We start from the raw sequence: 11,189 nt of genomic DNA, 5'->3' as shown, positions 1-11,189 counted from the left end.
CAGCAGCCGCTTCATCGCCTGGAACGCGTTGCCCGGACGGGCGATCACCGACAGCAGCATCGCGTGCGCCCAGGCGCAGGGCCCCGGGGAGGGGCCGCCTTCGCTGGACGGTGCGAAGGTGGGGGCCGCGATCTCCGCCCAGCCCGGCACGGCGTCGTTCTACGGAGTGCGCGGGGCGCAGGCGACCGTGGCGGGCGTCGTCGGAGCGGTCGAGTTGCGGCTCTACCAGGACGATCTCCGGGCGGCGGCGTACGAGATCATCGCCGGGCACTGGATCACCGGCCCCGGCCAGGCCGTGGTGCCGACGCACTTCCTCGACGTGACCGGCCACCGCGTCGGCGACACGATCACCGTGCTGGACCGGGGCGCCGCGGTGCGCCTGCGGATCGTGGGCGAGGCGTTCGACCTGCAGAACAACGGGATGCGCGTGCACGCCGCCGCCTCCTCGTTCGCCGGGGTCGAGGGCCGGGACGCGGCCGACGAGTACCTCGTCCGGCTGAAACCGGGGGTCTCGACGGCGTCCTACCTCAGCGGGCTGAACCGGGCGCTCAAGCCGCTCGGGGCGCAGGGGACGGCGGCCGCCGACGACGTCAGCAGCGTGATCGTCGTGCTGGACTCGCTGGCGGGGCTGCTCACGCTGATGCTGGTCACCGTCGCGGGGCTCGGCGTGCTCAACGCGGTCGTCCTGGACACCCGGGAGCGCGTGCACGACCTCGGCGTCTGCAAGGCGATCGGGATGTCGCCGCGGCAGACCGTCGCGATGGTGCTCGCCTCCGTCGCGGGCCTGGGCGCGGTCGGCGGGCTCGCGGGCCTGCCGGTGGGCGTCGCCCTGCACCACCTGGTGATGCCGCTGATGGGGGACGCGGCGGGCACCGGGCTGACCGCGCACATGGTCGCGGTCTACCGCGTCCCGCTGCTGGTCCCGCTCGCGCTCGGCGGCATCGCCATCGCGGTCCTGGGCGCGCTCCTCCCGGCGGGCTGGGCCGCGAAGGCCCGCACCGCCACCGCCCTGCGCACCGAGTGACCCGTTGACGTGCGGCGAGTCGCCGTCGTGAGCGGCCTCATGACGGCGACTCGCCGACGTCACAGCGGGATCCGCTATATCCGCGGGTAGCGGCCGCGGACCGGCTCACCCGGCCACAGCGGGCGGGTGAACGGCTCCGCCGCCACCAGCCCGGCCAGCAGCACCGGCCCGAGCGCGAGGCTGAACAGCACGTCGGTCAGCCAGTGCTCGTCGGCGGCGGTCAGCGCCGCCCCAGTCAGGAACCCGGTGACCAGCGCGAAGTCGCGCCTGCCGCGCGCCGTCACCCACCGGTCGAGGACCGGGACCACGACGACCAGCAGCTCGATCCCGACCCAGACGAGCAGGAACCCGTTCAGCGTGTGCCCCGACGGGTACGCGTCGCCGTGCTGCCACAGCACGTCGGTGCCGCTGGACGGGTACGTCCGCGGGATCACCGACTTCGCGCCCTCCTGGAGCAGCGACAGCAGGAGCACCACAGCGATCGGCACCAGCACGGGACGCAGCGACCGCGTCCGGACCGCCCCGAGGACCGCCAGCGGGACGAGGACGAACCCCGCGATGACGCCCCGCTGCCCGAGCTGGGTGAACACGTGGACCGCCGACATCCACCCGCCCCGGACGTTCGCGTCGCAGAAGGTGTGGACCCTCCAGTCGAGGCGGCGGAGCGGGCCGTCCGCGAGCACGTCCGCCGTGACGCCCGCCATGACCGCGACGGCCAGGACGTACCAGCCCCACGACCGTCGGCGCATACGGACGGTCTTCCCCGCTCACATCCCGTGACGCATGGGGTACGGAGCCATAACCGGGACGGGCAGGCATGGGCGCCTGGCACATTTCCCGGCCGGCCCGGATCGGTTTGACTTCCGGATGGGCGCCCCTCCTTCCCGATCCCCACCCCGTTCCACCGATCCGGGAGAGCCCTTCATGCATCGACGATCCCCGCGCGCCCTGCGGCGCCTCACGAGACGGCTCGCGTCGTCCGCCGCCTTCACGCTCCTCGCCGCCGCGTCCGGCATGGCCGGCGTGGCCGGGCTGGCCGCCACCGCCGCACCCGCTCACGCCGACAGCGGCACCTACCAGCAGGTCACCGGCTTCGGGTCGAATCCCGGGAACCTGCAGATGTACGAGTACGTGCCGGCCGGGCTGCCGTCCGGCGCCCCGCTCGTGGTGGCCCTGCACGGCTGCACGCAGAGCGCCGACGACTACTACAACCATTCCGGCTGGCCCAAGTACGCCGACCTGTGGAAGTTCGCCGTGGTGTTCCCGCAGACCACCACGTCCAACAACAGCCAGAAGTGCTTCCAGTGGTTCGATCCCGCGAAGGGCGCGCGCGGCGGCACCGAGGCGGCGTCGATCGTCCAGATGGTGTCCAACGCCGAGCAGCGGCACGGCTCCGACCCGCACCGGGTGTTCGTGACCGGCCTGTCCGCGGGCGGCGGGATGACGGCGGACCTGCTCGCCGCCTACCCGGACGTGTTCGCCGGCGGCGCGGTCGACTCGGGCCTCCCCGCGCAGTGCGCGACCAGCCTCGTCGCCGCCTCCGGCTGCCAGATGAACAACCAGAACCTGACGCCCGCGCAGTGGGGCGACAAGGTCCGGAACTCCTATCCCGGATACACCGGCCCGTGGCCGCGCGTCGCCGTCTGGCAGGGCACCTCCGACTACACGGTCTATCCGGTGAACGCCACGGAACTGCGCGACCAGTGGACGAACGTCTGGGGCATCTCGCAGACGCCGTCGAGCACGCAGAGCCTGCCGGGCGGCACGACGCAGAGCGTCTACAACGACGCGAACGGGAAACCGGCCGTCGAGGTGTACTCCATCTCCGGGATGGGCCACGGCCTCGCCGTCGACCCGGGGTCGGGCGCCGACCAGTGCGGCAGCACGGGCGCGTACTTCCTCGACACCATCTGCTCCACGTCGTACACGGCGAAGTTCTGGGGCCTCGACGGCTCGACCGGGACCGATCCCGGCGACCCGGGCGGTCCCGGTGACCCGGGCGGCGGGACGCCCCAGTGCTTCACCGCGACGAACTACGCGCAGGTCGTGGCCGGACGGGCGCACACCAGCGGCGGCTACACGTACGCGAACGGCTCGAACCAGAACATGGGCCTCTACAACGTGTTCGTGACGCACACGCTGAAGGAGACGTCCGCGAACTACTACGTCATCGCCGATTCCGGCTGCTGACGCGGGAGGCCGGGCCGCCGCTGGCGGCCCGGCCCGTCCCGGTCACGGCGTGATGACGAGCTTCCCGCGCGTGTGGCCGCCGCGGCTCTCGTCGAACGCGGCGCCGACCTCGTCGAGGGAGAACGTCCCGGCGACGTCGACGCGCAGCGCGCCGCGGTCGGCCATGGCGGCGAGGTCGGCGAGCTTGGCGCCGTCCGGACGCACCCAGATCCAGTGGCCGCCGTGCTGCTCCACGCCGCTGTCGGCGACGGACACGTGCCGCCCGCCCTCGGCGAGGACGGCGAGCGTTACGTCGAGCTGCCCGCCCACGAAGTCGGCGACCGCCGTGACGCCGTCCGGCGCGAGGTCGCGGATCCGCTCCACCAGCCCGTCCCCGTAGGAGACCGGTTCGGCGCCGAGCTCGCGCAGGTAGTCGTGGTTCGCCTCGGACGCGGTGCCGATGACGCGGGCGCCCCGGTCGACGCCGATCTGCACCGCGAGGCTCCCCACTCCCCCGGACGCCGCGTGCACCAGCAGCACGTCGCCCTTGCCGACCTCCAGCCGGTCGAGCGCGCGCTGCGCGGTCATCCCGGCGAGCGGCAGCCCGCCCGCCTGTTCCCAGCCGAGCGCGGCGGGCCTCCGCGCGCAGTGCACGGCCGGAACCGCGACGTACTGCGCGAACGTCCCGGCGTGCACGACGTTCTTGCGGGCGTAGGCCATGACCTCGTCGCCCGGCGCGAACTCCGGGGTGTCCGGCCCGAGCCTCCGGACGACCCCGGCGACGTCCCAGCCGGGGATCACCGGGAACACGGCGTCCATCATCCCGTCGAGGCCGCCGGCCATGACCTTCCAGTCGACCGGGTTGACGCCCGCCGCCCGCACCTCGATCAGCACCTCGCTCGGGCCGAGTTTGGGATCGGGGGCCTCGCCGACGGTGAGGCGGGAGTTGTCGGAGGCATAGGAGTCGTAGGTGACGGCACGCATGCCCCTCAGCCTGCCTCCGGTCCCGTCCGCTAAACCCGCTGCGCACTCGCCTCACCGGACGCCTCACCGGGCGCCTCGCCCGACGCGTCGCCCGACGCCTCACCGGAAGGCGGCGCGGGGCGCGCCCGCAGCGCGGGCGCCAGGGCCACCGTCACCGCGACCGACGCCGCCGCCATCAGCGCCATCCCCGTCGCGGGCGAGGTGAGCTGGGCGGCCCCGCCGGCGAGCGTGGCGCCGATGCCCTGCATGCCGAGCATCCCGGACGAGTGCAGGCCGAGGGCGTGGCCGCTCAGATCGTCCGGGGTCAGCTCCAGCAGCCGCTCCTGGAGCAGCAGGGTCGCGCAGTACCCGACGCTCGCCACGGTGATCGCGGCGACCGCGACGGGCAGCGGCGGGCGCAGCGCGAAGACCAGGTAGGGGGCGGCGAGCACCAGCCGCATCGGCGCGTCCAGGCGCCGGCGCCAGCCCGCCGGGACGAACCGTCCGGCCAGCGTGTCCCCGGCGAGCATCCCGGCCGCGCCCGCCGCCAGCAGCAGCCCCGCGTGCCCCGGCGCGTACGGGACGAACAGCGACTCGCAGCCGACGATCAGCCCGTTCGGGACCCACAGCGCGAGGTAGACGGCCCGGCGCCGCGGCGACGAGAACAGCCGGACGTTGTTGCGCCATGTCTCGCCCGCGGTCGCCCGCCCGGTGGCGCGCGGTCTGCGGGCGCTCAGCCCGAACCGCCCGGCGGCCGCCGCGGCGAGGTACAGCGCCGCCCCGGCCAGCAGCGTCCCGCGCGGCGAGAGCGCGGCCACCATAACGCCCCCGGCCGCGAACCCCGCGATCTGCATCAGGCCGACCGACATGTTGAGCACCGACCGGCCGAGCACGTAGCCCTCCCGGTCGAGGATCTCGTTCAGCAGGCCGTACCGCACCCCGCCGCCGACCGCGCTCGCCGCCCCGAGCACGAGGACGATCGCGAACACGCCCCAGACGGGCAGCCCCGGGACGGCCTGGACGGCGGTACCGGCGGCGAACAGCAGCGACAGGCCGGTGAGCGCGGCGCGCGGCGGCAGCCGGTCGGCCGCCGACAGCAGCGCCAGCGCGCCCGCCAGCTGGGCGAGCGCCGGGCCGAACATCGCCAGCGACGACAGCAGCGGCGAGCCGGTCCGGGCGTAGACGAGCGTGCCGAGCGCGAGGCCGCTCACCGTCTGCGCCGCGACGTTGCCCGCCGACGCCAGGAACAGCGGTGCGAACTCGGGCGTACGGAACAGTTCCCGGTAGGTGCGCATGATCGGAGTCTCCGGGGCGCTCCGCCGCGCCGGTTACTCTTTCGCGGGGAGGCGAAACCATTGGGCTGGTGGGAGATCAACGCGGACACCCTCGCCGGGAGCCGGTTCGCCGTCTCGCCGCTCGCGGAGGCCACCGCCTGCCTCAAGGCGCTGCGCTGGGAGCGGCCCGCGAACCCGGCCGAGCGCGCCTGGCTGGACGCCCACCTGCCCGCCTACCGCGCCCGGACGGCCGCCGATCCCGTCACGGCGCTGCTCGTCCGGGCCCTGTTCGCCCCCACGTGGAACGCCGACTTCGTCACGACCACCCCGGCCGGCGGGTCCGAGGCGTCGTTCGACGCGGAGCTGGAGCGGATGCGGTCCACGCCGCCCGACGTCGCCCGCGAGGACCTCACCGTGGCGCTGGGCGGCCGCCTCCCGGCCGCGCTCGACCGCGACGACCTGCCGGACCGCGCCGCCGACCTGATCGCGTGGGTGTGGACGGAGACGGTCGCGCCGGACTGGCCCCGGCGCCGCCGGATCTTCGAGGCCGACATCGTGGCCCGCGCCGCGCACCTGAGCCGGGGCGGGTGGACCGCCGCGCTCGCCGACATGCGCCCGGGCCTGCGCTGGCTCGGCGAGAACCGGCTGCAGATCAACGCCCACGACAACCCGCCCCGCGCCCTGTCGGGGGAACGGCTGGTGTTCGTGCCGGTCACGGTCGGCGAAACCTGGTCCTCCTGGAACCGGGCGCGGTCCCGGTACGCCATCGTCTATCCGTGCTCGGGGGTGCTGGCCGGCGCGGGCGCCGTCCCGTCGCCGGGCGCGCTGGGCGCGCTGCTCGGCCCGGTGCGCGCGTCCGTCCTGCTCCTGCTGGACTCGCCGAAGAGCACCACGCAACTGGTCGCGCTGACGGGCCGGGGCCTCGGCTCGGTCGGCCGGCATCTGAAGATCCTGCTGGACGCGCGGCTCGTCGAGCGGCGCCGCGCCGGGCGCTCGGTCCTGTACTACCGGACGGAGGCGGGCGAGGCCCTCGTCGCCGCCCAGCCCGACGCGCCCCAGCCCGACACGGCGGCCCAGCCCGACACAGCGCCCCAGCCCGACACAGCGGCCCGTCCCGCCTCCGCGACCTGGCGCGACGCGGCGACCGGGCGCGACGCGGCGGCGGGGGTCAGCAGCGGGCCGTCGTCAGCTTGATCTTCCCGGCGCGGTCCCAGTCCGCGCCGGCGATCGCGGTGCCCGCCGCGACGCACGCGGTCTCGGCGCCGGACCGGTCGTAGACCCTGGCGGCGGCGCCGCCCGCCTGCTCGTTGACGACCCTTCCCCGGCCATGCCAATTGCTCAGCCCGTAGGTGCCGTACCGGTAGAAGTCGAAGACGTGATATTTACCGCCATAAGCGACGGTGGCGCACACATGACCGGGGCGGCATTTCGGAATATCGCCCGCATTCCCGTAATATTTCGCCGGGACGGACGGGAAGGTGGCCGGGGCGGCCGGCACGGAAGGCGCGTCCATCGGCGAGGCGGCCCCCATGGTCGCTGTCATGGTCGCGACCAGGCCCGCACCTGCGGCCATGGCAGCTCCGGCCCCGGACCGCCCGCGCCGGACGGCCCCACGAAATACCCTCACGAATTTCCCGCCTTCACCTTCACGCGAGCCCACGGGGACCCGGCAGCGATTTCCACTCGTCACGAGCGATCGACATCGGTGACTATAAAGGCGCGCGACACGATCCGCAAAAGCACCGCAAGGCGTTCGCCACGGCGCCGGAAAGACGACTTCGCTTTTCTCGGAAAAGAGATGTCCGTAATCGGCGGGCGGTGGTCAGGTGGCCGCGGCGGCGCGGTCGAAGCGGCGGATCAGCTCGATCGCCGCGTCGATGACCTCCTGGGCCTCGGCCTCGTCCTCGCTGGTGGCGACCTCGCGTCCGGCCTCGCCGATGACGGTGGTGAGGACGGCGACGGTGAGGCGGTCGATGGGCTCGCCGCCGAGCGCGAGCAGTACGGCGTTCTGCCGGACCCAGTCGCGGCGGCGGGTGCGGCGCATCAGGTCGAAGCCGGGCGGGCCGTCGCCGTCCATGAACAGCCGGGCGAGGTCGCGGCGCTCCCACGAGCCGGCGAGGAACGCGCGGGCGCCCGCGATGAACAGCTCGACCGGGTCGTCGACGCCGGCGGCCTTGGCCTCGGCGACGCTCGCGGTCGCGGACTTCTCGTGCGCGCCCTCGTGCTCCTCCCACAGGGCGAGGAACAGCTCGGTCTTGCCGCCGAAGTGGTGGTAGAGGCTGCCGACGCTGGACCCGGCACGCTCGACGACCTCGGAGATCGCGGCGTCGGCGAACCCGTGCGCGCAGAACACCTCGCGCGCGGCCTCGAGCATGGTGCGGCGCGTCTGGGCGGTGCGGCTCCATTCCCATCCGCCCCTGCCGCTCGGCTTGCGGGCCATCGGTCCCCCGTCCGGTGCGGCGGCCGCCGTCCGGCCGTCGTTGAAACAGATTCTAGAAAGCGCGCGGGACGACTTGACGCCGGGACCGCCCCGTGCGCAGCCTAGAACCGATTCCTAGAAATAGATTCTAGGATTGATCGGAGGACCGGTCCATGGACTTCTCGCTGAGCGCCGAGGAACGTCAGATCCGCGACACCGTCCGCTCCTTCGTCGAGAAGGAGGTCATGCCGCTCGAACCCGAGGTGCTGCGCAACGAGCGCGCCGGGCGACCCGGGCTCGACCCCGGGGTGCTGCGCGACCTGCGCGACAAGGCCCGCCGGTCGGGGTTCTGGGGGATCAACACGCCCGAGGAGTACGGCGGCGCCGCGCTCGGCCCGCTGATGTCGGCCATCGTCGCGATGGAGACGGGCCGGACGTTCGTCCCGTTCAGCTTCGGCGGGACCGCCGACAACATCCTGTACGCCTGCGACGCGGCGCAGAAGCGCGCCTACCTGATCCCGACGATCGAGGGCGAGCGGCGGTCCTGCTTCGCCATCACCGAGCCGGGCGCCGGGTCGGACGCGCGTGGCATCCGCACCCGCGCCGTACGCGACGGCGACGACTGGGTCATCAACGGCGAGAAGACGTTCATCACCGGCGGCAACGAGGCCGACTTCGTCATGGTGTTCGCCGTCACCGACCCCGACCTCGGCGCCGACGGCGGCGTGACCTGCTTCCTCGTCGACCGGGACATGGGCTGGAAGTCCGAGCCGATCCCGACCATGGGCGAGTGGGGACCGGCGTCGCTGGTGTTCGAGGACGTCCGGGTGCCCGGCGCCAACGTCCTCGGCGAGGTCGGCAAGGGCTTCGAGCTGGCCATGCGGTGGATCGGCCAGGGCCGCTACATGATCCCGGCGCGGGCGATCGGCGCGGCGGAGCGGATGCTGCAGATGGCGGTCGACTACGCCAAGGTCCGCGTGTCCATGGGCCATCCCATCGCCGACTACCAGGCCATCCAATGGATGATCGCGGACTCGCAGGTGGAGATCGAGGCGGCGAAGTGGCTGACGCTGTACGCGGCGTGGCGGGTGCGGGAGGGCCTGGACGCGCGGCACGCCTCGTCCATCGCCAAGCTGAACGGCGCGACGATGGCGAACCGCGTCGTGGACCGCGTGCTCCAGATCCACGGCGGCATGGGGTACACCAAGGAGCTGCCGATCGAGCGCTGGTACCGGGAGCTGCGGCTGCTGCGGATCTTCGAGGGCACCGACGAGATCCAGCGCCGGACCATCGCCCGCAACCTGCTCAAGGGCCACGTCCGCCTCGGCCTCCTCGGGGAGTGAGATGGGCTCTCGCGATCCGCGGGCGGGGGTCCGCGCGCTGTTCAACCCGGGGTCGATCGCGCTGGTCGGCGCGAGCGACAAGTCCGGCTGGTCGGCGAGCACGTTCGGGAACCTGCGGGCGCACGGGTTCGGCGGGCCGGTGCACCTGGTCAACCCGCGCGGCGGGCTCGTCCACGGCCACCCCGCGCACCCGAGCCTGGCGGAGCTGCCCGGCCCGGTCGACCTGGCGTACGTGATGGTGCCGACCCCCGCCGTGCTCCCGGTGCTGCGGGACGGCGCCGCGGCCGGGATCCGGAACTACGTCGTGCTGACCGCCGGGTTCGGCGAGGCGGGCGAGGACGGCGCGCGGCTGGAGGCGGAGGTCGTCGCGTTCGCGCGGGAGGCGGGGCTGACCGTCCTCGGCCCGAACGGCAACGGCTACATCAACGCCGCCGCCGGCATCACCCCCTACGGCCTGCCGATCCCGCCGCCGCTGCTGCGCGGCCCGGTGGGCGTGGTGCTGCAGAGCGGCGCGCTGGCCAGTTCGGTGCTGGCGTTCGCGCAGGCCCGCAACATCGGCCTCAGCCTGCTCACCTCGATGGGCAACGAGTCGCTGGTCACCGTCCCCGACGTGATCGACTACCTGGTGGACGACCCCGCGACGAGGGTCATCGCGCTGTTCCTGGAGTCGGTGCGGGACCCGGACGCGTTCGCGCGCGCGGCGCGGCGGGCCCTGGAGGCGGGCAAGCCCGTCGTCGCGCTGAAGATCGGGCGCAGCCGGCTGGCGTCGCGCACCGCGCAGGCCCACACCGGCGCGCTCGTCGGCGACGACGCGGTGGTGGGCGCGGCGTTCCGGCGGCTCGGCGTCGTCCGGGTCCGGTCGCTGGAGGACCTGATCGTCACCGCCGGGCTGCTCGCGTCCGCCGGGCCGCTGCCGGGGCCCCGGATCGGGGTGGTCACCCCGTCCGGCGGCGCGTCGGAGATCATCGCGGACCGGGCCGAGGACGAGGGCCTCGACCTTCCCCCGTTCGCGCCCTCGACGGTGGAGGCGCTCGCGGAGATCCTGCCGCCGTTCGCGACCGTGCAGAACCCCCTCGACGTCACCGGGTACGTGCTGATCGACCGGACGCTCCTCGGCCGCGCGCTGGACGTCGTCGCCGCCGATCCCGGCATCGACGCGGTGATGCTGCTGACCGACCTGCCCCGGTTCGCTCCGCCCGATCCGTCGGTGCCGATGGCGACGTTCGCGGCGCACGCCCGGCGGATCGCCGCGTCGCCGCGTCCGGTCGTGGTGGTCGGGAACACGCTCACCGACGTGTCGGAGTTCGGGCGCTCGGTGCAGGAGAGGACCGGGTTCCCGCACGTCGTCGGCGGGATCGAGCACGGCATGCAGGCGATCGGCGCGGCCGTCCGCTGGTCGGCCGGACGGGAGCGCGCTCGCGCGACGCACCGAGGCCGGCGAACCCGTCGCTGTGGACGGCGCCGCCGGCCCGACCGGCGTGTGGGCCGAGCACCGCGCCGCGGCCCTCCTCGCCGGCGCGGGGCTGCCCGTGGTGCCGTCCGAACTGGTCGATGGAGAGGACGCGGCGGTCGCGGCGGCGGACCGGTTCGGCTACCCGGTCGTCCTCAAGGCCGCGGCGGACGGCCTCGCGCACAAGAGCGACATCGGCGGCGTCCGCCTCGGCCTCGCCGGGCCGGACGCCGTCCGCGCCGCGTACCGCGAGGTGATGGCCGCGCTCGCCGGCCGCGACGGCGCCGGCGCGCTCGTCCAGCCGCAGCGGCCCGGCGGCGTGGAACTGCTCGCCGGGATCGTCCGCGACCCGGCCTGGGGCCTCACCCTCGCGGTCGGCCTCGGCGGCGTGTGGGTGGAGGCGCTGCGCGACTCCGCGCTGCGCCTGCTGCCGGTGGACGCGCGGGACGTCCGGGAGGCGCTCGGCGAGCTGCGCGGCGCCGCGCTGCTCGACGGCGCGCGCGGCACGAAGCCCGCCGACCTCGACGCCGTCGCCGGCGTCGTCGCC

10 protein-coding genes and 1 pseudogene are annotated in these 11,189 nt (G+C 74.2%); 6 read left to right on the top strand and 5 right to left on the bottom strand.

From position 1 onward, the window contains the following. On the top strand, window positions 1-1,024 hold a 1,024-nt coding region (locus ABZ914_RS37090; protein WP_500199022.1), incomplete at its 5' end, for an ABC transporter permease. Between the two features lie 74 nt (window positions 1,025-1,098). On the opposite strand, the gene ABZ914_RS37085 is transcribed toward ABZ914_RS37090, so the two are convergent. After that, window positions 1,099-1,773, bottom strand: a complete 675-nt coding sequence (locus tag ABZ914_RS37085) for a phosphatase PAP2 family protein (RefSeq protein WP_500199021.1) — start codon at window positions 1,771-1,773, stop codon at window positions 1,099-1,101. Window positions 1,774-1,948: 175 nt separating this feature from the next. Between ABZ914_RS37085 and ABZ914_RS37080 the strand changes: the two genes are divergently transcribed. Continuing rightward, the gene (locus ABZ914_RS37080) at window positions 1,949-3,214 is read left to right on the top strand and encodes an extracellular catalytic domain type 1 short-chain-length polyhydroxyalkanoate depolymerase (protein WP_500199018.1); all 1,266 of its coding nucleotides are present in this window, start codon (window positions 1,949-1,951) and stop codon (window positions 3,212-3,214) included. Between the two features lie 42 nt (window positions 3,215-3,256). Here the strand turns inward: ABZ914_RS37080 and ABZ914_RS37075 are convergent, their stop codons facing one another. Next, window positions 3,257-4,177 carry an NADP-dependent oxidoreductase gene (locus ABZ914_RS37075; RefSeq protein ID WP_500199017.1) on the bottom strand — a complete coding sequence of 307 codons (921 nt, stop codon included), beginning with the start codon at window positions 4,175-4,177 and terminating at the stop codon, window positions 3,257-3,259. Window positions 4,178-4,206: 29 nt separating this feature from the next. Then, the gene (locus ABZ914_RS37070; protein ID WP_500199015.1) at window positions 4,207-5,451 is read right to left on the bottom strand and encodes an MFS transporter; all 1,245 of its coding nucleotides are present in this window, start codon (window positions 5,449-5,451) and stop codon (window positions 4,207-4,209) included. Between the two features lie 60 nt (window positions 5,452-5,511). Here ABZ914_RS37070 and ABZ914_RS37065 point away from each other — a divergent pair, with 60 nt between their 5' ends. Continuing rightward, window positions 5,512-6,624, top strand: a complete 1,113-nt coding sequence (locus ABZ914_RS37065; protein WP_500199014.1) for a winged helix-turn-helix domain-containing protein — start codon at window positions 5,512-5,514, stop codon at window positions 6,622-6,624. Here ABZ914_RS37065 and ABZ914_RS37060 read toward each other — a convergent pair. Together ABZ914_RS37060 and ABZ914_RS37055 are read right to left on the bottom strand one after the other, a co-directional pair. Then, complete coding sequence (locus ABZ914_RS37060; RefSeq protein WP_500199012.1) at window positions 6,599-7,003, bottom strand: hypothetical protein; 405 nt, start codon at window positions 7,001-7,003, stop codon at window positions 6,599-6,601. The genes ABZ914_RS37065 and ABZ914_RS37060 overlap by 26 nt on opposite strands. A gap of 249 nt (window positions 7,004-7,252) precedes the next feature. Further along, window positions 7,253-7,870: a TetR/AcrR family transcriptional regulator gene (locus tag ABZ914_RS37055; protein WP_190862562.1), complete on the bottom strand. Its 618-nt coding sequence runs from the start codon at window positions 7,868-7,870 to the stop codon at window positions 7,253-7,255. Window positions 7,871-8,022: 152 nt separating this feature from the next. On the opposite strand from ABZ914_RS37055, the gene ABZ914_RS37050 reads away from it, so the two are divergent. From ABZ914_RS37050 to ABZ914_RS37040, 3 genes and pseudogenes are all read left to right on the top strand, one after another. Next, on the top strand, window positions 8,023-9,192 hold the full coding sequence (locus tag ABZ914_RS37050) for an acyl-CoA dehydrogenase family protein (protein WP_500199010.1): 1,170 nt from the start codon (window positions 8,023-8,025) through the stop codon (window positions 9,190-9,192). Between the two features lies 1 nt (window position 9,193). Next, window positions 9,194-10,537, top strand: a pseudogene (locus ABZ914_RS37045) (acetate--CoA ligase family protein); the annotation flags it as partial. Between the two features lie 106 nt (window positions 10,538-10,643). Continuing rightward, window positions 10,644-11,189 (top strand): acetate--CoA ligase family protein (locus tag ABZ914_RS37040; protein ID WP_500199024.1); only part of this gene is annotated, 546 nt, incomplete at its 3' end.

This window comes from Spirillospora sp. NPDC046719 (genome assembly GCF_040645715.1).
Taxonomy (GTDB): domain Bacteria; phylum Actinomycetota; class Actinomycetes; order Streptosporangiales; family Streptosporangiaceae; genus Spirillospora.
This window is presented reverse-complemented; position numbering and strand designations above follow the sequence as displayed.